This window comes from Tindallia texcoconensis, from assembly GCF_055383815.1.
The window spans coordinates 74,635-95,906 of record NZ_AP042431.1; the positions used below are offsets into that span (position 1 = coordinate 74,635).

The 21,272-nt window shown below is 36.3% G+C and carries 19 protein-coding genes and 1 pseudogene; all 20 read right to left on the minus strand.

The features are described 5' to 3' along the window. Positions 1 to 176 precede the first annotated feature (176 nt). Positions 177 to 776 (minus strand): tRNA 5-(aminomethyl)-2-thiouridylate-methyltransferase MnmM, encoded by a 600-nt coding sequence (gene mnmM / locus ACZ47N_RS00360; protein ID WP_464887155.1) that lies wholly within the window; start codon positions 774 to 776, stop codon positions 177 to 179. Beyond that, complete coding sequence (locus tag ACZ47N_RS00365; RefSeq protein WP_464887156.1) at positions 773 to 1,237, minus strand: hypothetical protein; 465 nt, start codon at positions 1,235 to 1,237, stop codon at positions 773 to 775. The genes mnmM and ACZ47N_RS00365 overlap by 4 nt, the downstream gene beginning before the upstream one ends. Next, entirely contained in the window at positions 1,234 to 1,959 is a 726-nt protein-coding gene (locus ACZ47N_RS00370; protein ID WP_464887157.1) for a pseudouridine synthase, read from the minus strand. Before ACZ47N_RS00370 ends, ACZ47N_RS00365 begins: the two co-directional genes overlap by 4 nt. Positions 1,960 to 1,972: 13 nt before the next feature. Further along, positions 1,973 to 3,271: an asparagine--tRNA ligase gene (gene asnS / locus ACZ47N_RS00375; RefSeq protein WP_464887158.1), complete on the minus strand. Its 1,299-nt coding sequence runs from the start codon at positions 3,269 to 3,271 to the stop codon at positions 1,973 to 1,975. 32 nt (positions 3,272 to 3,303) lie between these two features. Next, entirely contained in the window at positions 3,304 to 4,746 is a 1,443-nt protein-coding gene (purB, locus tag ACZ47N_RS00380) for an adenylosuccinate lyase (protein WP_464887159.1), read from the minus strand. Between the two features lie 22 nt (positions 4,747 to 4,768). After that, entirely contained in the window at positions 4,769 to 5,602 is an 834-nt protein-coding gene (locus ACZ47N_RS00385) for a PHP domain-containing protein (RefSeq protein WP_464887160.1), read from the minus strand. Positions 5,603 to 5,750: 148 nt separating this feature from the next. Next, positions 5,751 to 5,831, minus strand: a pseudogene (locus tag ACZ47N_RS00390) (stage V sporulation protein S); the annotation flags it as partial. A 111-nt stretch (positions 5,832 to 5,942) separates the two neighbouring features. Further along, positions 5,943 to 7,469: a ribonuclease Y gene (rny, locus tag ACZ47N_RS00395; protein WP_464887161.1), complete on the minus strand. Its 1,527-nt coding sequence runs from the start codon at positions 7,467 to 7,469 to the stop codon at positions 5,943 to 5,945. A gap of 253 nt (positions 7,470 to 7,722) precedes the next feature. After that, complete coding sequence (recA, locus tag ACZ47N_RS00400) at positions 7,723 to 8,754, minus strand: recombinase RecA (RefSeq protein ID WP_464888450.1); 1,032 nt, start codon at positions 8,752 to 8,754, stop codon at positions 7,723 to 7,725. Between the two features lie 65 nt (positions 8,755 to 8,819). After that, a complete protein-coding gene (pgsA, locus tag ACZ47N_RS00405; protein WP_464887162.1) occupies positions 8,820 to 9,365 on the minus strand; it encodes a CDP-diacylglycerol--glycerol-3-phosphate 3-phosphatidyltransferase in 546 nt (181 codons plus the stop codon). Continuing rightward, the gene (gene rimO / locus ACZ47N_RS00410; RefSeq protein WP_464887163.1) at positions 9,355 to 10,698 is read right to left on the minus strand and encodes a 30S ribosomal protein S12 methylthiotransferase RimO; all 1,344 of its coding nucleotides are present in this window, start codon (positions 10,696 to 10,698) and stop codon (positions 9,355 to 9,357) included. Before rimO ends, pgsA begins: the two co-directional genes overlap by 11 nt. Beyond that, positions 10,676 to 11,743, minus strand: a complete 1,068-nt coding sequence (gene mnmH / locus ACZ47N_RS00415; RefSeq protein ID WP_464887164.1) for a tRNA 2-selenouridine(34) synthase MnmH — start codon at positions 11,741 to 11,743, stop codon at positions 10,676 to 10,678. The genes rimO and mnmH overlap by 23 nt, the downstream gene beginning before the upstream one ends. Positions 11,744 to 11,765: 22 nt before the next feature. Beyond that, on the minus strand, positions 11,766 to 13,955 hold the full coding sequence (locus tag ACZ47N_RS00420) for an FtsK/SpoIIIE family DNA translocase (protein ID WP_464887165.1): 2,190 nt from the start codon (positions 13,953 to 13,955) through the stop codon (positions 11,766 to 11,768). Positions 13,956 to 13,990: 35 nt separating this feature from the next. After that, positions 13,991 to 15,235, minus strand: coding sequence for a M16 family metallopeptidase (locus tag ACZ47N_RS00425; protein WP_464887166.1), 1,245 nt, complete (start codon positions 15,233 to 15,235; stop codon positions 13,991 to 13,993). 117 nt (positions 15,236 to 15,352) lie between these two features. After that, complete coding sequence (locus tag ACZ47N_RS00430; RefSeq protein WP_464887167.1) at positions 15,353 to 17,509, minus strand: polyribonucleotide nucleotidyltransferase; 2,157 nt, start codon at positions 17,507 to 17,509, stop codon at positions 15,353 to 15,355. A 94-nt stretch (positions 17,510 to 17,603) separates the two neighbouring features. Beyond that, positions 17,604 to 17,867 carry a 30S ribosomal protein S15 gene (rpsO, locus tag ACZ47N_RS00435; protein ID WP_464888451.1) on the minus strand — a complete coding sequence of 88 codons (264 nt, stop codon included), beginning with the start codon at positions 17,865 to 17,867 and terminating at the stop codon, positions 17,604 to 17,606. 83 nt (positions 17,868 to 17,950) lie between these two features. Then, a complete protein-coding gene (locus ACZ47N_RS00440) occupies positions 17,951 to 18,904 on the minus strand; it encodes a bifunctional riboflavin kinase/FAD synthetase (RefSeq protein WP_464887168.1) in 954 nt (317 codons plus the stop codon). A gap of 72 nt (positions 18,905 to 18,976) precedes the next feature. After that, positions 18,977 to 19,891, minus strand: coding sequence for a tRNA pseudouridine(55) synthase TruB (truB, locus tag ACZ47N_RS00445; protein WP_464887169.1), 915 nt, complete (start codon positions 19,889 to 19,891; stop codon positions 18,977 to 18,979). Beyond that, the gene (locus tag ACZ47N_RS00450; protein WP_464887170.1) at positions 19,875 to 20,873 is read right to left on the minus strand and encodes a DHH family phosphoesterase; all 999 of its coding nucleotides are present in this window, start codon (positions 20,871 to 20,873) and stop codon (positions 19,875 to 19,877) included. The genes truB and ACZ47N_RS00450 overlap by 17 nt, the downstream gene beginning before the upstream one ends. Continuing rightward, positions 20,854 to 21,264: a 30S ribosome-binding factor RbfA gene (rbfA, locus tag ACZ47N_RS00455; RefSeq protein WP_464887171.1), complete on the minus strand. Its 411-nt coding sequence runs from the start codon at positions 21,262 to 21,264 to the stop codon at positions 20,854 to 20,856. Before rbfA ends, ACZ47N_RS00450 begins: the two co-directional genes overlap by 20 nt. Positions 21,265 to 21,272: the final 8 nt, after the last annotated feature.

Consider the following 21,272-nt stretch of genomic DNA (forward strand, 5'->3'; position numbering starts at 1 on the left):
AAACGACTAAATTATTGCATAGTCATTAGGCCGTTGAAATTGTTTTGTAATGCCTCTCAAGTATAAAGGAATAAGATGTTTTTTTCAAGATGCTTTGAGATATAGGTTAACGAATACAACAAGGCAGTGTAGACATATTGTGTTACATTTGAAAGAATACAAGAAATCGTTTCATATCAGATGCGCTGAATTATAAAAGATACCGGAGCAGGTCGAATTGTATTCCATACTTTGGTTACATGAATGCTAAACTCTGATGGTGGTAAGCCTTGGATAAATTGGTATAATCGATTTTGTTCCTCTTGACCTGCAGGGTGGCCTCCATATGAAACAATACTAATAAATCCACCGGAACTTATTAATCGTTTCGTTAGTATTTGCAAGGCTTTGTATAACTCATTCCAATTAGTTGTTACAGAGTGGTCTCCTCCAGGAAGATATCCAAGGTTAAAAAAAGCTACTTGGACAGATCTATTAAGGTATTGATCAAGATTGCCATGGCTATCAGCAATTAGATGATAATTTGTTGTATGATGGAGTTGCTTCATATTATCAATCTTGTTTTGTGTAGTTTTTAAGGCTTCGGATTGAATATCAAATGCAAAAAGAGTGCCACCTGGGTTTATTTTTTCTAACAAAAACACAGAATCATGCCCATTACCAGCAGTAGCGTCTATGACGGTGGAACCTGGAGTGATAAAATTATTCAATAGAATATGGTTAAGAGTAGCGACTCGCAGCTCTTTCCAAGGCTTATTTTGATATTTTTCAATCACTGTCTAAGGTTTCCTCCTCTACATCCATTTTCATATATGATGCTACTTTTTAAATAATAGAATTTAGAAATAGGATCCTTACAAAAATGCTTTCTGACAATTTCAAGAAGCTCTTTATTGCTCTCAATTGGAGAAAAATTATTTTTAAAAGGAAAATGTTGATCATAAAATGTTTCATGACAAATAATCCACTCCACGCTTTGTTTGTTCAACTTATTAAAAACTGCTCTCATAAGGCTATCCTTAAGGATTTCATCCTTATCTGTCATCAAATAGTCAAGGGAAGCAAAATCTTCCCCATAAACTGAAATAGATAAAAACCCTTTGACGACAGAATTATCTAGAATAATCCAAATAGGATGTTTGTTATCTAATGTAAAAGGCTGTGTTAGCGGTATTTCATTCAAGTAGTTCATAAAGTCATCATAATACGCAGGAGTCAGTTCTTTTATTATTATCACTTTAACATCCCTGCCTCTTTTTTAAGTCTATTTACTTCCTCTGGGGAAAGAGATCGATACTCACCAGGATTTAATGTCCCCAATACCAAAGGTCCAACGGAAATTCTTTTCAAATATACCACTGGGTGTTCCACAGCTTCAAGCATTTTTCGAACTTGTCGATTACGACCTTCTTTGATTCCGATTTCTAATAAAGTTCTATTTTTACCTGGAAACGTCTTGAGTATACGAACTTTTGCTTTTCTTGTTCTCCTGCTATCTATTAAAACTCCGTTTCTTAGCAACTGAAGGGTTTCCTCATCAACCGCTTCTTGTACCAATGCATGATACATTTTTTCGACGCTATGACTTGGATGCATCAACCTTTGTGCTAATTCTCCATCATTTGTTAAAAATAATAATCCAGTAGTATGATAGTCTAATCTTCCCACTGGATATATCCTCTCCTTAGTGGGTATTAAATCTAATACAGACTTTCGATTAAATTGATCTTTTACCGTTGTAACAGTTTCCTTTGGCTTATTTAGAATTATATAAACTTTTTCTTCTGGATCGGACAAATGCTGACCACGAAAGGTAACTTGATCATTGCAGGGATCAATTTTAATACCCATTTCCCTAATAACTACGCCATTAACGATTACTTCACCATTTTCAATATACGTTTCACACTTTCGTCTTGAACCAACGCCACATTGGGCCAAATATTTTTGCAATCTCAAGTTAACAGCTCCTTTACGGGTATATTCGATTTAATGTTCTGGCAAAAGGAATTGTTTGTCGAATATGCTCGGATCCACAAACCCATGCTACCATACGCTCTAAACCCATTCCAAATCCAGAATGAGGCACTGAACCATATTTTCTTAGTTCAATGTACCATTGATAGGCTTCTTGTGGCAAATCTTGCTCTTTCATTTTCTGTAGCAGTAGATCAAGATTGTGCACACGTTGGGAGCCACCAATAATTTCTCCATATCCCTCTGGTGCAATAAGATCAGCTCCTAAAATCACTCTGGGATCCTCTGGGCAAGGCTCCATGTAAAAGGGCTTCATCTTAGCTGGAAAATGTGTAATAAATACGGGTTTTTCATATTGATCAGCAATATAAGTTTCGTGAGGTGCTCCAAAGTCATCCCCCCATTCAAACTCGAAATCAGCTTTTTGAAGCATTGATACAGCCTCCGTATAAGTGATTCTTGGAAAAGGTGCTTCTATTTTATGAAGGAGTGTAATATCTCTGTCTAAAACTGATAATTCATGGTTCCGATTTTTCAGTACAGCTTTAACAATATGAGTAATGAGATTTTCCTGCACTTCTAAATTACCTTCAAAATCTACATATGCCATTTCTGGCTCAACCATCCAAAATTCATTTAGATGTTTCCGCGTTTTAGATTTTTCTGCACGGAAGGTTGGTCCAAAGCTATAGACTTTCCCAAAAGCCATAGCTGCAGCTTCTGCGTAAAGCTGACCAGTTTGTGAGAGGTATGCTGGCTCACCAAAATAGTCAATCTCAAATAATTCAGTAGTACCTTCACAACTTGTTGGCGTAATGACAGGTGGCTCCACCAAGACAAAACCATTATCATGAAAATAATTCCGTATTGCTAGGTTAATCTCGTCACGAATGCGTAAGATTGCATTTTGCTTAGGAGTTCTCATCCATAGATGTCGGTAATCCATCAAAAAGTCAGTTCCATGCTCTTTTAAAGAAATAGGATACCCTTCTTCTGCTGCTGTTACCAATTCAACATGACTGACTAGCAGTTCATATCCTAGTTTTGATCGATCATCCTTTTGAACCATGCCTGTGACCATTATTGATGACTCTTGAGTGAGGTCTTTACATAATTGAAACACTTCCTGTTCAACTTCTTTTTTTACGACAACGCCCTGAATATATCCACTACCATCACGAATTTGAAGAAATACAATTTTTCCACTAGACCTTTTATTATAAAGCCATCCCGCTAATATTACATGTTCACCTTCGTATCGACTTATGTTTTCAATAGATATAGCATTCTTCATAGAAATACCTCCCATTTGCTTTTTATTATTGTTTAAACTTTTAAGTCAGTTTTTGTTCTGCTTATGGCATCTTTTTTTTCTAAAACTGGGTATACGTATTCTTTTAAAAATTGAGTAACTTGTTCCCCAGCTCTTCCTACATACAGTGCCGGGTCTAGAATACCTTCTAACTCTTTATCTGTCAAATCAAACGAATCATCTTGCAGTATACGATGCAATAGATCGTTTTGTTTTCCTTCTTCTTTTACCATTCTAGCAGCTTCCATGGAATGCACACGAATTTTTTCATGTAACTCTTGACGGTCACCACCTTTTTTAACTGCTTCCATTAAAATATTCTCTGTTAGCATAAATGGAAGTTCTTGCTGAATATGTTTTTGAATCATTTTTTTATAAACAATCAATCCATCAAAGATATTAATAGCAATATCTAGAATAGCATCCGTTGCAAGAAATGCTTCTGGTATGGTTAATCGTTTATTGGCAGAATCATCCAAAGTTCTTTCAAACCATTGAGCAGATTGTGTCATCGCAGTATTTTGAGTGATGTTGATCACATATCGAGACAACGCTGCAATCCTTTCACTTCTCATAGGATTTCTTTTATAGGCCATAGCGGAAGAACCAACTTGATTTTTTTCAAAAGGTTCTTCAATTTCTTTTAAATGTTGTAGCAAACGTAAGTCATTGGTTATTTTATGAAGAGACTGGGCAAGACCGCTTAAGGTACTAACAGCTTCATAATCAATTTTTCTGGTATAGGTTTGACCTGTTACTGGTAAACGTGATGAAAAACCCATACGTTCTGCGACTCTTTGATCCAGTGTATCCACTTTTTGTTGATCTTGATTAAATAAATTAAGAAAACTTGCTTGTGTACCAGTTGTTCCTTTGACTCCTCTAAATTTAATTCTTTGAAGTTGATACTGGACATTCTCATAATCCATTAGTATATCATAAAGCCATAGAGCACCTCTTTTTCCAACAGTTGTTAGTTGAGCTGGCTGGAAATGTGTAAATCCAAGGGTAGGAAGGTTTTTATACTGTTCACAAAAACTCGTCATTGCTTCCAGTAAAACCATCGTTTTATCCTGTATCACCTGAAGGCCTTTTTTAATTTGTACAAGATCTGTATTGTCTCCTACATAAGCACTAGTGGCCCCTAAGTGGATGATTGGTTTTGCTTTGGGACACTGAAGACCATAGGCATACACATGAGCCATTACATCATGTCGAATTTCTTTCTCTTTTTTCTGTGCCTCCTCATAGTTAATGGTGTTTTGGTTTTGTTTTAGTTCTTCAATTTGTTCATCTGTTATTTCTAAACCTAGTTCTTGTTGTGATTCAGCCAAAGCAATCCAAAGCTGTCTCCAAGTGGTAAATTTAAAATCATCAGAAAACAAATACAGCATTTCATCACTGGCATATCGATGAACCAGTGGATTTTGATAAACGTCTGTTTTCAAAGTGATCACAATCTCCTTTCAGTGAATTTCTTTAGGTGTTTATTATTCTTTGAATCATTTTTGTCTGTAATGCACATCGACCAATTTGGTTGTTTCTTATTCCCGCTGAGGGTGGTGCGTGAAAATCCGAACCTCCTGTAACTATAAGATTATGCTTTTCTGCTATAGAAAGATATCTTTGAATATCTGCATGAGTATGTGCGGGATAATAAGCTTCAATGCCAGCTAATGAATCTCTGAGGATAACTGGTATAAGATCATCATCTTTCATTAACCCTGGGTGAGCCAACACTGGAAGCCCCCCTGCTTCTTTAATTAGTCCAATGGCTTCCCGTGGAGATAATTTATAACGCGGAGAATAGGCAGGTGCATTGCGATTTAAATAACGTTGAAAGGCTTCTTCTATAGACTGAACAAAATTTCTATCCTTAAGTACTCTTGCCACATGAAGTCTGCCTGGGTTTTTAAGTTGTTTCAACATTTGAATATCTTCAAATGGCAAATAAATCCTTAATCCTTGAAGTTTATGAATCATATTTTCCAGTCGTTCCAGTCGGGCATAATTTATTTTTTTTAAGGTTGCTAAAAAAGATTCTTTTGTCCAGTCCATTCCATATCCTAGTAGGTGTATCTCTGTATTTCTGAATTCAGCACTTAACTCAATACCTGGGACAAGAATGAATCCTTCAATGGTATTGGATTCTTTAACTGCTTCATCAATCCCAGATACAGAATCATGATCTGTTAGAGCTATTCCTGCCAACCCATTCGCATATGCATACTTCACTAAGATCTTGGGAGCAAAATATCCATCAGAAGCACTAGAGTGTGTATGTAAATCTATTTTGCTATTATATTTCATCATTAGAGGTATAATCACCCACCTACTTTCTAAATCACTCTCTCTATTATAGTTGAATACCAATGCAACCGTCAAATACACATAGCATTTTAAATCAAAATGTCTGTACTCTATGTGGTACAGACATTAACGAAAGTTATGCTTTATGGATTTATCGTGGCTCCACAATAAGTTTAATTGCCGTATTTTCTTCTTCATCAATCTCTATGTCTTCAAAAGCCAGTACGCTTATGGATTTCTGCTGTCACTAAAAGTATTTTTCTTCCTTTACTTATGTGTCCCTATTTTGATGTTTAAAAAAACAGCCTCCCTAAATGTGAGAAGCTGCTTTTAAAATTATTCTTTATTTTGCATATTCTACTGCTCTTGTTTCCCTGATTACGTTGATTTTGATCTGTCCTGGATATTCCAGCTCAGATTCAATTTTCTTAGTTAAATCTCGAGCTAACATCACAATCTCAGTATCTGAATAAGATTCTGGTTTTACCAGAATACGTATTTCTCTTCCTGCTTGAATAGCAAAGGATTTTTCGACTCCGTCATAGTCATTAGCAATCTCTTCTAATTTTTCTAGGCGCTTAATATAAGATTCCAATGTTTCTCTACGGGCACCCGGACGCGCTGCAGAAATAGCGTCAGCTGCCGTAACAAGCACTGCTTCAATACTCTGTGGTTCATAATCGCCATGATGTGTGGACATAGCATGAATTACGTCCTTAGATTCTTTATACTTTCTTAGCAATTCCATCCCTATTTCAATATGAGTTCCTTCAATTTCATGATCTACTGCCTTACCAATATCATGGAATAAACCTGCTCGTCTAGCCACTTTTACATCAGCACCAAGTTCTTCAGCCATAATACCTGTTAAATAAGAAACCTCTAGAGCATGTTTTAATACGCTCTGTCCATAACTCGTACGATATTTTAATCGGCCTAGAAGCTTGATTAACTCTGGATGAACATTGTGAACACCAGCATCAAAGGTAGCTTGCTCACCTTCGTCTTTGATCATGGTTTCAATTTCACGTTTAGCCTTGTCTACCATTTCTTCGATGCGTGCAGGATGAATACGACCATCTACAATCAATTTTTCAAGGGCTATTCGTGCCGTTTCTCTTCGAATCGGATCAAAGCCCGACAAAATTACGGCTTCCGGTGTATCATCAATAATTAAATCAATACCTGTTAATGTTTCAAGTGCCCTAATATTTCGACCTTCTCTACCAATTATGCGGCCTTTCATTTCATCGTTAGGCAATTGCACAACAGAAACCGTTGTCTCCGCAACATGATCTGCAGCACATTTTTGGATAGTATACGATACAATTTCTCTTGCTCGTTTTTCTGCTTCTTCTTTTGCTTTAGATTCCATTTCTTTAATCATCATTGCAGTTTCTACGCGTATTTCTTTTTCTACATCTCTCAGCAACAGGGTTTTTGCTTCTTCACTAGTTAAACCAGACAGTTCTTCCAGCTTTTCTTTTTCCTGGCCTCGAAGTTTTTCTATTTCTACTTCTTTTTCTTCAAGGTCAAGCAGTTTTTTAGACAGTTTGTCGTCTTTCTTTTCCAGATTGTCAGATTTTTTGTCCAATGATTCTTCTTTCTGCATTAACCTCTTTTCAAATTTTTGTAGCTCGTTGCGCCTTTCCCTGCTCTCTCTTTCGAACTCACTGCGAAGTTTATGAACTTCATCCTTGGCTTCAATCAGAAGCTCTTTCTTAGTTGTTTCAACTTCTTTTTCAGCTTCTTCAATAATTTTTTTAGCCAAATCTTCTGCGGCATTTAGTTTGCCTTCAGCAATGTTTTTTCGAACAAAATAGCCGACAAGGCATCCTGCAACGGCAACGATTACAAACAATAGTATCATTATGCCAGTATTAATATGCGGACACCTCCCTTATTAAGTTTTATTGATGCAGTTTGTTACCCAATTTCATTTGGAACCCAAAAACACTTATGCGCTCACACTAAATTTAAACTATGACTACTTCATTCTATCTTTTTTTTTATCAAGTGTCAAGAAAGCATTAGAGTGGCCTGATGATTGAAAAATATTCCTAATAGCAAAAGAAACTCTAGTATATTCATTTCTAGAGTTTCTTCTATGGCAAACATATTTCTTATTCGGCTACTTCCTCTGTCTTTACAGCAGGTTCAATATTGTTTTTTAATGGGAGGTCATAATGTTCTCTGATTTTATTATCAATTTCTTCAAACAACTCCACATTTTCTTTCAAAAATTGCTTTGCTGCTTCTCTGCCTTGTCCCAAACGTGTATCTCCGTAACTATACCAAGACCCAGATTTTTTAGCGATATCTAAATTGCTAGCAACATCAAGTACATCTCCATGGCTAGAAATTCCTTCCCCATACATAATATCAAACTCTGCTATTTTAAAAGGAGGAGCTACTTTGTTTTTTACTACCTTAACACGTGTACGATTTCCTAAAATATCGCTTCCTTGTTTGATGCTTTCAATTCGCCTAACATCTAATCGAACAGATGAGTAGAATTTGAGAGCTCTTCCTCCAGGGGTTGTTTCTGGATTCCCAAACATAACCCCGATTTTTTCACGAAGCTGATTAATAAAAATAGTTGTTGTTTTTGATTTGTTCACAGATCCAGCTAGCTTACGCAAGGCTTGCGACATCATTCGAGCTTGGAGACCTACATGACTATCGCCCATCTCACCCTCTATCTCAGCTCGTGGAACCAGTGCTGCCACAGAATCTACTACAATTACGTCAATGGCACCACTTCTTACTAAAGCTTCTGCAATCTCCAGCGCCTGTTCACCAGTATCTGGCTGTGAAACAATTAAATTTTCTACATCAACCCCTAGATTAGCTGCATATGAAGGATCCAAAGCATGTTCAGCGTCAATAAAAGCTGCCGAACCTCCATTTTTCTGAGCTTCTGCGATAATGTGAAGGGCCAATGTTGTTTTACCAGAAGATTCTGGTCCAAATATTTCTACCACTCTTCCTCTTGGTACTCCACCTAGACCTAATGCTACATCTAAATCGATAGATCCTGTTGAAATGGTTGCAAGTTTTATTTTAGCTTCTTCACCTAATTTCATAACAGAACCTTTACCAAACTGTTTTTCAATTTGACTAATTGCAGATTCTAATGCTTTTGACTTATCCATTTTTTTTCCAGCCAAAGCTGGATCACCACCTTTAGTATATTTATTTTGTCTTTAGTCTGAACTCATTACTCTTTTGTAAGTATATGCATATTTAATTTCAAATAATCAACACCCGAAATCACTGTGAAAATCACTGCTAAAAGTACCATTATTTGATCGAAAGGAAAACCTATATAAGAAAACGGAAAGTTATTCATTAGAATTGCTATGATAGCAATGATTTGTGTGATTGTCTTGGCTTTCCCCCACCAACTTGCAGCAATCACAATACCTTCTGAAGCGGCAACAGCCCTTAAAATACTAATTGTAAACTCGCGTGAAATAATAATGACTACTACCCAGGCCGATAACTCACCCATTTGCACCAAAGATATCAGTGCGGCAGATACCAATAGTTTGTCCGCTAAAGGATCTATGAACTTCCCTAAGGTAGTTACTTGATTTCGTTTGCGAGCAATATAACCATCTAGCGTATCTGTTAATGCTGCAAGAATAAAAATAAAGGCTGCTATAGGCACACCATATGGAATTTTGTTGAGGAGAAAAATCATAAATACGGGTATCATAAAAATCCTAAGGATCGTTAATTTGTTCGCCAAGTTAAGTTTCATAAATTGCCTCTCCCATCAGATCATATTCAAGAGCACCTGTTATTTTAACAGATATAATTTCGCCTGGAGAAAGCATCGTTTTACTAGTAACATATACTACCCCATCAATCTCTGGCGCATCCTGTTCCGTTCTCCCCAAATATTCGTATCCCATATCTGTTTCAGATAACAACTCTTCTAAGAGTACTTGTTTGATACTTCCTACATGGTTGAGTTGAAGATTTTCAGAAATATGTTGTTGAAGCTCCATAATAGCCTCTTTACGACTTTTTTTAATCGCATCATCGATTTGATCTTCCATATCCGCCGCCACTGTTCCTTCTTCCTGTGAATACTCAAAAACACCTAGTTTATCAAATTTCATCTTCTTAATAAAACTTTTGAGATTCTGGAAGTCTTCTTCAGTTTCTCCGGGAAAACCTACTATAAGGGTAGTGCGCAGAACAATATTTGGAATTTCTGTACGCAACCTTTCTAGCAATTGAAATAACATGTCTTTTCGAGCAGAGCGATTCATCCGCTTAAGAATAGCATCCTCCGAATGCTGAATAGGAATATCCAAATAAGGGCATATTTTTTTGCTCTTTTTCATAACTTGAATAAGCTCATTGGTAATGCGTTCAGGATAACAATACAATAAACGAATCCAACGTAATTCTTTGATTTTTTCCATTTCTTCTAATAAAGCAGGTAGCATATATTTTTGATACCTGTCATGTCCATAAGCAGTAGTGTCTTGAGCAATTAGTACTACTTCCTTAACACCTGATGCAACTAATTCCCTTACTTCACGAAGGACACCTTCTATTTCTCGACTTCTGTAGGCACCCCTTAATTTGGGTATAATGCAGTAGGTGCAATGGTTATTACAACCGTCAGCAATTTTTACGTAAGCCATATAACTTGGTGTTGTTAGAAAACGACCTGTGCTTTCATTGTACTCATGATTAATATTCCCTGTTCGTATTGTTTTGATTTCTTGAATAGACTCTTCTACAAGATCAACAATTTCTTCATACCGACCTGTTCCAAGTAATGCATCTATTTCAGGCATTTCATCCAGAAGCTCACTTTTATAGCGTTCTGCTAGACATCCAGTTACTATTAGTTTTTTTAATTGATTTTCTTTATGCTTAGCAGTTGCTAGAATATGTTGAATAGATTCTTCTTTTGCACTGTCTATGAAGCCGCAGGTATTCACTACAGCAATATCAGCCAGGTCAATTTCATTGGTAATAATATAATTGTTTTTTCGTAATAATTCCATCATTATCTCTGCATCAATCAGGTTTTTTGAGCAACCAAGTGATTCAAAGTAGATTCGTTTCATCATAATTTTGTGTTCCTTCTTTCATTTTATAGAATTGACGCAACTGTTCCAGTGGCTCTTCTATTGTATCATATGTGATATTTAATTCATACGAATACTTTTGAATTGAATGTTTATACAGAGGATCATAATAGTTTTTTGTTAGTTCAAGAACAATTCGATCAAACCGTCCATGATCTAGGTCATTTGTATATTCAATGATTTTGTTGCGTCCAAGTTGTTGTTGTAAATCCATTAATGCTTTTTTCAATTCTTCCATTCGTTGGTTCATTTTATCAGCATACTCATTAACAAGATTAGTAACTCTTTTTTCCATTGATGCATTGATTAACACATGGGTCCCATTGACCATATGCTGATGTATTGATTTCGGTATCGATACACTGCCAAGTCGTTGGCTTTCACTTTCAATAAATAAATGTGAAGCATTGCTTTTAATCAGTCTATTCAACAGCATAGATTCAAATTGTTTTTGAGTGATTTTTTCTTTAGATTGTCCAATGAAACCAAAAACCGATCCACTGTTTTGGGCCAGCTTTTCGAGATTGATGCATGGCATTCCATAGGTTTCTAGCTTTTCTAAAATAATGGTTTTCCCTACTCCAGTATATCCATGCAACACTATAAATTGATGATAACGTTCAATACTGTCAAAATAAGCTAAGGTGTATTTGCGGTATGACTTATATCCACCCTTAAGTTGATATACAGGTATTTTCATTTGATTGCATAATCGAACTAAAGGTCCACTCCGATATCCACCACGAGAACAGAATAAGATAACATTTTCATAGAGACAAGTATATGCTTCAATTCTCTTTAACACATCACCAATTTTAGGAGAGACTTTTTCTATCCCAATAATCTTAGCTACTGCAGTGCTTTTTTGTTTATAAATAGTGCCAATCATTTTACGTTCTTCGTCATCTAGGATCGGTAGATTAACTGCCCCATAAATGGTCCCTTGTTGAAATTCGCTGGGTGATCGAAGATCAATAAAAAAACATGATTTGTCTTTTATTGCCTGGTCAATGGTTATTGTATACATATAAGGATCCCTTTCGTCGGACTCATGAGTTTTCTTCTGCATTGGGTGATGTAAATGTTCTTTGAACAACTTTCCTAGGTTTAGTCCCTTCATTAGGGCCTATATAACCCTGCTGTTCCATCTCATCAATGATACGAGTTGCACGATTATATCCAATTTTAAACGTTCGTTGCAATGTGGATATAGAAATTTGCTGTTGTTCATAAGCTAATCTGAGGGCATCACTAAATAGATCATCCGTTGCTGAAGACATTTCTTGAGAGGGTTGATTCTCAATTTGCATTAAGACTTCTTCTTGGTATGCAGGTTCACACTGGTCTTTTAAAAACTTAACCACATTCCTCACTTCATCATCCGTTACGAAAGCACCTTGTATCCGAGTTGATTTACTGGCGCCTACAGGGTGAAATAACATGTCCCCTTTACCTAGAAGCTTTTCCGCACCGCCCATATCAAGAATTGTTCTGGAATCCACTTGAGAAGCTACGGAAAAGGCTAACCTCGTTGGAATATTTGCTTTAATAATACCTGTAATGACATCAACAGAGGGCCTCTGAGTGGCTATAATTAAATGAATTCCTGCAGCTCGTGCCATTTGAGCCAGACGACAGATGTAGTCTTCAACTTCTTTTGCTGCAGCTAGCATTAAATCTGCTAATTCATCGATGATAACAACGATATGAGGCAAATGATCTTCCTTTGCTTTTGCATTAAAACTACCTATGTCTCGTGCTCCTGCTTCCGCAAATTTTTGATATCTCTCTTCCATTTCTGTAACCGCCCACCTTAAAGCACCAGTTGCTTTCTTGGGATCAGTGACAACAGGGATCATTAAATGTGGTGTTCCATTATATACGTTCAACTCAACCACTTTGGGATCAATTAGCAGAAGTTTTACGTCTTCAGGTTTTGCTTTGTATAAAATACTAAGAATCAGTGTGTTGATACAAACTGATTTTCCAGATCCTGTAGCACCAGCAATTAACATATGTGGTGCTTTTGTTAAATCAAAAATGATTGGATCTCCCGATATATTTTTCCCTATAGCAAAAGGAACAACTGCGTCCGTGCGTTGATATTGTTGACTTTCTATTAATTCTTTAAACGTTACAAGCGTAGTGCTGTCATTAGGGATTTCGATCCCAATAGCTGCTTTTCCAGGAATGGGTGCTTCTATTCGTATTGATGAAGCTGCGAGGTTCAGGGCAATATCATCGCTAAGATTAACAATTTTACTCACTTTAACCCCTTTGCTAGGTTGAAGTTCATATCGAGTAATCGTCGGACCTTTATTCACTTGGGTAACTTTTGTTTCCACTCCGAAACTCCGCAAAGCATCTTCTAACATTTTAGCTTTTTCTACAACTTTACGCCGATCTATATGAGTTGCTTTTACTTCTGAATCATTCAAAAGTTCTAAAGGCGGCAAATGAATTATTTCAATATTAGACACTTTTTCATCAAGGATTTTTTCAATTATTTCATCCTGAGAAGAATTATTTTCTTTATTAGTGGTTTTAGAATCAGTAAGGGGTATCTGCATTTGCTGACCACGAATTAACAAAGTATCTTCAGACTCTATATGAACACTCTGTTCTTTCGACAAATTTGGCTTTGCTCTAGGTTTATAAATAAATTCCTTTACAATTTCCCTAACTCTGTTGAAGCTTTCGGGTAGGATTAAAAAAATAATAATTGCCACTATAGCTGTCCACAAAATAACAGCACCAGGCACACCTAGCAGAGGTATAATCCAGTAATGAAAAAAAGCAGGAATGCTACCTGCCCCTTGTCCTTGTAGGCCAGCATTAAAGGCATAAAACAAGACATTTCCATAATGAAGATCCTTAAATAAATCTATCAAAACCTTGTCAAACAAGCCTCGAATCAACATTCCATATATAAAAACAACAGCTAAAGCTCCAATATGTCTAACATACTTACATTTATTTGTCAGGTAAAGAATAGAAAACCCTAATATCAAATAAGATATTAAATATGCAAACCAACTAAATAGACCCATAAATAAGTTCCTAAAGACTAACCCTATCATTCCTGCTGTATCAGTGTGCAAGGCAAGGATAAGCAACGTAGAGAGAGAAAGCAAAAGAATTCCTTTGATTTCTCTTGGTAAAGTTATTTTTTTTATACTTTCAAGATATGACATCATATTAGAAGAATTTTTATTGGTTTTTTTGGGTTTTTTTTTCATTCATAGCACCTCTTTTTATCATATGATTCAGTCCTCTAAGCTTGTAGGGGGCCATGATTTTTTCCAACAATCACACTGGCTTTCTGGTCAGAATGAAAATAATTATCAATTGAAGCCATAACACGATCATAACTAATCTCGTTGATTTTTGCTAAAATATCTTCTTGTGAATAAATACTATTTAGCATCAGTTCAGATTTTCCCATGGTAGCCATTCGTCCACTAGTACTTTCCATCCCAAGTATAAAACTGCCTTTCAATTGATTTTTAGCTTTATAAAACTCATCATTCGTTAACCCACTTTTTTTAATTTGAAGTATTTCTTCATCAATCAATTGACTTGTACTATTAAGCTGACTAGGATTCATACTACAATAAATACTCAAAATACCAATGTCTGAATAATTCTGTATAGAAGAATAAATATTATAGGCAAGGCCTTTATCTTCCCGAATAGTTTGAAACAACCGCGAACTCATGCTGCCTCCCAGAATATTATTAATGAGAAGTAAATCGTACATTTCAGGAGTTCCAAGAGCAGCTCCTTGGTAACCAATATTTAAGTGAATCTGCTCTATATCCTTATTTCGAGACCAGTGATCATAAATCAAAGGTCCCTTGTTATCTAACTCTCGATGTTTTGGGGCTAACACTGTCCATTCTCCAAAACCTTCCCTAAGGACTTTTAGAATTTCTGATTCATCTATATTTCCTGCTATTGAAATCACAACGTTATCAGGTCTATATACATTTTTCATGTATTCTTGAATTTGGTTTGCATCGATGGATTCCACAGTTTTAATAGTTCCAAGAATTGGAAGTCCCAAGGCACTAGCAGAAAGCATGGATTCAGTAAGAATGTCATGGGCTAAATCCTCAGGTGAGTCTTCATACATACTTATTTCTTCTATAATAACAGACTTTTCTTTTTGAACCTCTTCAGGGTCAAATGTTGAATTGAAAAACATGTCTTTTAATATATCTATTGCTAACATAATGTGTTCATCTAAAACTTTAATATAATAACATGTGTATTCACGGCTAGTGTAAGCATTGATATGCCCTCCTACTTTATCGACATCCTCAGCTAATTGACGGGCAGTTCTATTCTTAGTACCTTTGAATAACATATGTTCAATGAAATGAGAAATGCCATTCTGTTCCATTAACTCATGCGTTACTCCAGATTTAACCCAAATGCCTACTGCAATGGATTTTACATGTGGAATGTTTTCTGTGACAATACGAAGACCATTTTTAAGTTCATGCTTTTCTATCATAAGAATCTCCTTTTCAGTCTATCTCTTTATTAGAAACCCAGAACATACTTATTTATGTATAACGAAATAAAAACATAAACCGATAATGGTTTATGCTCTTATACGCTCATTTAGACATCAGGATTTTTTAAAATATTTTTTCTCTCTGTCACCGGATCTTTTGGCATCTGGACCATCACTTTTTTCTCCAGCTGCAGGTGCAGGAAGTGTTGCCTTGTGGGATAAACTTACTTTACCCTGAGGATCAATTTCAATGACTTTAACATCTAATTCTTGTCCAACTTTCAATACATCTTCTACTTTGTTGACTCGACTATGCGAAAGGTTAGATATATGAATTAACCCTTCCTTTCCAGGCATAAACTCAGCAAAAGCACCAAAGTTTGTGATTTTGACGACCCGAGCTTTGTAAATTTCACCTACTTCAGGTTCTTTGATTATATCACTTATAATATTCCATGCTTTAAGTCCATCTTCTTTTGATTCAGCAGCAATATAAATAGTTCCATCATTTTCTATATCAATTTTAACGCCTGTATCATCAATGATTTTATTGATTACTTTCCCGCCAGCACCGATAACTTCACGAATTTTATCTGGATGGATACTCATTTTCATAATTCGTGGTGCGTAAGGAGATAGTTCAGGGCGAGGCTCACAAATAGTTTCTTGCATCTTGCCTAGAATATGAAGTCTTCCGACTTTTGCTTGTTCTAGTGCTTTTTCCAGAATCCCTCTGCTGATGCCACCTATTTTAATATCCATCTGTATTGCAGTAATGCCATCGGCTGTTCCCGCTACTTTAAAATCCATATCACCTAAGAAGTCTTCCATTCCCAAAATATCTGTTAAAATAGCCACATTTTCTTCCTCTTTAATAAGGCCCATCGCAATGCCTGCCACCATTTTTTTAAGAGGAACTCCCGCATCAAGCATAGAAAGAGTACTACCACAAACACTGGCCTGAGATGTGGATCCATTAGATGCCAAACATTCAGAAACTAATCGAATAGTATAAGGGAATTCTTCCATGCTTGGAACCATGGGTTCTAAAGCTCTTTCAGCTAAGGCTCCATGACCTATATCCCTTCTACTGGCTCCTCTCATAAATCTTGCTTCTCCGGTACTAAAAGGTGGAAAATTATACTGATGCATGTACCGTTTGGATTCTTCTTCACCAATTCCATCTATAATCTGAACATCTCCTAGTGCTCCTAGGGTTGCAACCGTTAAAACCTGCGTCTCTCCCCGTGTAAATAGTCCTGAACCATGCGTTTTGGGCAGCAGGCTAACTTCACAGGAAATCGGTCTAACTTCATCTAAATTTCGATTATCGATTCGTTTCTTCTCAGTTATGACGATTCGACGCATTTCTTCTTTAACAATTTGTTTTAAAATGTTTTTAACATCGCTGATTTCATCTTCATGGGTTTCTTTGAATATTTCAACAATTGATTCCTGAACTACATCAATATTTTCCATGCGTTCCTGCTTATCAACTGTTTTTATGGCCTCAACCAGTTTATCCGTTGCTGTTTCGCGTATTTTTTTCTCAAGATCTTCATCTGGCATTTTCAATTCAACCTGTTGTTTTTGTTTGCCAGCCGCTTGTTGAATATCTTTAATAAAAGCAACTAGCTTTTTTACTTCTTCATGACCATACAGAATAGCATCAAGTATTTCTTGCTCTGTTAACTCGTTAGCACCAGCTTCGATCATCATAACGGCTTCGTCAGTCCCAGCAACAGCCAAGTCTAAAGTGCTTGTTTCTCGTTGCTGACTAGTTGGATTGATGACAAATTCCCCATCAACACAACCAACATAAACACCTGCGATGGGTCCCATAAACGGAATGTCAGAAACTGAAAGAGCAATAGATGCTCCTATCATAGCAACAATATCTGGCACGCAATCATTATCCATAGACAATACAGTTGCAATAATCTGCACATCATGATGATATCCTTTGGGGAACAAAGGACGGATGGTACGATCTATGAGTCTGCATGAAAGAATTGCTCTTTCTGAAGGTCTGCCTTCACGCTTAATAAACCCTCCAGGAATTTTTCCAGCTGCATACATTTTCTCCTCAAAATCTACTGTCAAGGGCAAAAAATCAATACTTTCTTTTGGCTTTGGAGATCGGTTAGCTGTAACGAGCACTACGGTTTCTCCATAAGTTACCATACAACTACCACCAGACAGAAGGGCTACTTTTCCAATTTCAACGGATAAAGATCTGCCATTCAGATGAGTTTTAAAAGTTTGAATCATAAAATGCTACTCCTCCTTTCAATCCTTCATGAGTAAAACGAATAATTTTTTCCATAGAATATAAGAGCGGGATATCCCGCTCTTATATAATAAACTATTTTCGCAAACCTAATTTGCTAATTAATTGACGATACTTTTCGATATCTTTTTTCTTAAGATAATTCAACAGATTCCGTCTTTTCCCAACCATCTTTAACAAACCACGTCTAGAGTGAAAATCTTTTTTGTGGGTTTTTAAATGCTCATTTAAATGATTGATCCTGTCTGTCATCAGTGCAATCTGCACTTCTGGAGAACCCGTGTCATTTTCATGCAGCTTATGCTCTTCAATGATTGACTTTTTTTTGCTTTCTTCCATCATTCTTCACCTCCCCAATTTAATCCCCATATCCTAAGAAATCGTTGGTGAATCGACTATCTGAGGATAGGTTCTTGACTTTCTTATAATATCATAGTTTTTTTGCTTTGTAAATAGCTCTTTATTGACTGAACATCTTCAAATATCTGGCTTTTTAGGTCGGTTGCATTTTCAAAAGTAATCTGATTTCGAATTTTCTTGTAAAAGTATAGCTCTATTTCCCTCTCATACAGCATTAAATTAGAATCAATAATATAGGTCTCAATAGTTACATTCTCAGACCTAAACGTAGGGTTTTTGCCAACAGAAGTCGCTCCCATGTAAGTAACACCATCGATGTTAACACGAGTTGCATAAACACCCTCAGCCGGAACCAATTGATTATGTTCCAAGACAAGATTGGCAGTGGGGTAGCCCATCTTTCTCCCTCTACCATAACCTTTTTCCACTTGATTCAGCATCATGAAAGGATGGCCTAATAACCTATTTGCCGACTCTATGTCACCACTTTCGATAAATTTACGGATATGAGAACTACTAATTCTCATATCCCCTTGACAAATTGGTGGCGCAATCATCACTTCGAAACCCAATAATTTTCCCAACCTTTTTAAAACCTCTATATCACCAGAAGCTTGATAGCCAAACCGAAAATCATCCCCTACAACTACTAATTTAGCTTTCAATGTGTCTACTAGGATAGTTTTAGCAAATTCAGAAGGGGATAGACTCATAAGATTTTTAGTAAAGGTATCCAAAAACAATAGCTCAACGCCAAACTTTTCCATTATTCTTTTTTTGAGTGGTATAGGGGTGATTCTGTAGGGATAAATTGGTTTGTTGTATTGATCCAATACTGTCCCTGGATGATTTTGAAAAGTATACACCGTGGGAAGAATCTTCTTATTACGGCTTTTTTCAACTAAAAGTTTCAGTAATGTCTGATGTCCTTTGTGAATCCCATCGAAATTCCCAAGAGCCACCCCTCGTGGATTAGCATCATATAAAATTTCGTGATAATCTTCCATCACTTTCATAGACAATAGCTCCCCAATTTAATAAATTAATTTTCCTTGACCGTCCTACAAAACAAATCCAATTCAATAAAACTATTTACTTACTTCAGCCGAACTTAATTTCATTTTAAACTTCATTAAAGAAGCAACTTCTTGTACTTCTCCAATTCCAATAAACTGATCTTTTATATAAAGTCTATAGCTGTGTTCGTTTTCATCATTTTTTAATAAACTCTCTGTAGAAATCATTATATCATTCATAGGGATTGGGTTTCCATTAGATACTTCACTGGTACGCTGTGGATTAATTTGTGCTTTCGGAAGATGCATCAGAGGAGTATCTGGGGATAAGCGATAGGTTGTCCAGTCGTCCGCATCCTGAAATTCTTCTAGTGTGATAGCATTTTCTACTAAAAATCCACAAGACTCTATTCTAAGGAGAAAAGACATCGCTGCACCACAACCGAGCTTCCGACCAGCATCGTGACATAAAGTTCTAACATAGGTTCCTTCTGAACAACTAACATCAAACATTACGAACTTATCATTGATTCTAATTGGATTCACTGAGTGAATCTGCTTAATTCTTTTTTTTCGTTCCACTTCATTACCTTCTCGAGCAATTTCATATAGTTTGCGTCCGTTTTTCTTGATTGATGAATACATAGGCGGGGTCTGATGGTATTCTCCTACAAAGGATTCTAGTACTTCTATTATTTCTTCTTTACCAGGCATACTTTCATTTCTACAAATTACTTCTCCAGTAGTGTCTTGAGTAGTCGTCTCAAGCCCCATCTTCATTTCAGCTCGATACACTTTTTTTCGATGATCCATATATTGAATCAGTCGAGTTGCCGATCCAACACAGACCGGCAAGACTCCAGCAGCTTCTGGATCAAGGGTGCCTGCATGTCCTACTCTCTTAAATCCTGTTTTTTTTCTAATTTTGTTAATAATATCATGAGAAGTCAGCCCAGGTGGTTTAAGTATATTAAGAATTCCATTCATTATTATATTTCTCCTGAAAGTAGATTTCGAGCAAGTTTGTAATCCGTTCTTTCGTCTTTTCAATTCCCTCAGTACTTACTGTACCAGCAGCACGAATATGCCCACCACCATTAAGCTCTTGTGCAAGTATGCTAACATCAAAGTAGGACTTCGAGCGTAAACTTATCTTAATATTTCCGTCCTTCATTTCTTTAAATAGAACAGCTACTTCTACCCCTTGAATATCTCGTGCAAAAGCTACATATTCATCTAAGTCTTCATATGAAACACCATGCTGAGTTAATAAACTATTTGTAATAGTAAGGTAGATAACCTTTCCTTCAAGAAGCACTCGCATATTCTGTATCAAAAAGCCTAGAAACAGAATATTTCCCAAAGGTTTATTGTGGTAAAGATGAAACTTAATTAATTCGATCTTTGCACCTTTGTCTACTAAATCCCCTGCGGCTCGATAGGTTTCTGAACTTGTGTTTTCATAAAGAAAATTACCGGTATCTGTCATGATGCCGGTAATTAGACAGGTGGCAGTTTTATCTGATATCATCAATTCTTGAGATTTTGCTAGAATCCATATAAGCTCACAGGTAGATGAAATATTATCTGCTACAATATTGTCGTGGCCAAAGAAAGGATTGCTAATATGGTGATCAATGTTAATGACACGTTTGGCATGATTAAAAACCCACTCTTTTCCAGAAATTCTATTTTGATCGCCACAATCTAGTGTAATAGCAATATCAAAGTGTAAACTAGAATTCCTTGGAATCGTAACAAGTTCATCGTATCCTGGTAAAAAGGAAAACTTCCCATCCTTTTTAGATTCATCTATGAAGGCTGTTGCGTCAATTCCACAACTCTTTAAGAGATGCCAAATACCCAATAATGAACCGTAGGCATCTCCATCAGGGTGAATATGCGTTAATAGTGCTATGGATTTTTCTTTTAAAATACTACGAAACACTTTATTCCATGACTGATTCATCAGACTCATCCTCATTCATATATCGGGGTGATTGCTCATTACTGTCTTGAGTCTTCAAATCATCTATCTTTTTCGCCATATTCACTCCATACTCAATAGATTCATCTAATTTAAAAATAATTTCTGGTGTATGACGTAAGGAAACCCTTCGCCCCATTTCACGTCTGACAAAACCTGCCGATTTAGTTAATCCTTCTATGGTATCATTTTTTTCATCTTCTGATCCTAAAACACTTACATAAACATATGCATAACTGAAGTCTTTGGTTACATCAACCGACACAACGCTAGTTATAGGTGAAATCCTTGGATCCTTCAGTTCAGAGCGCAATAGTTGGCTAATGGCTTTTTTATATTCTTCATTGATTCTATTAACACGTGGATAGGACATATAGCTCA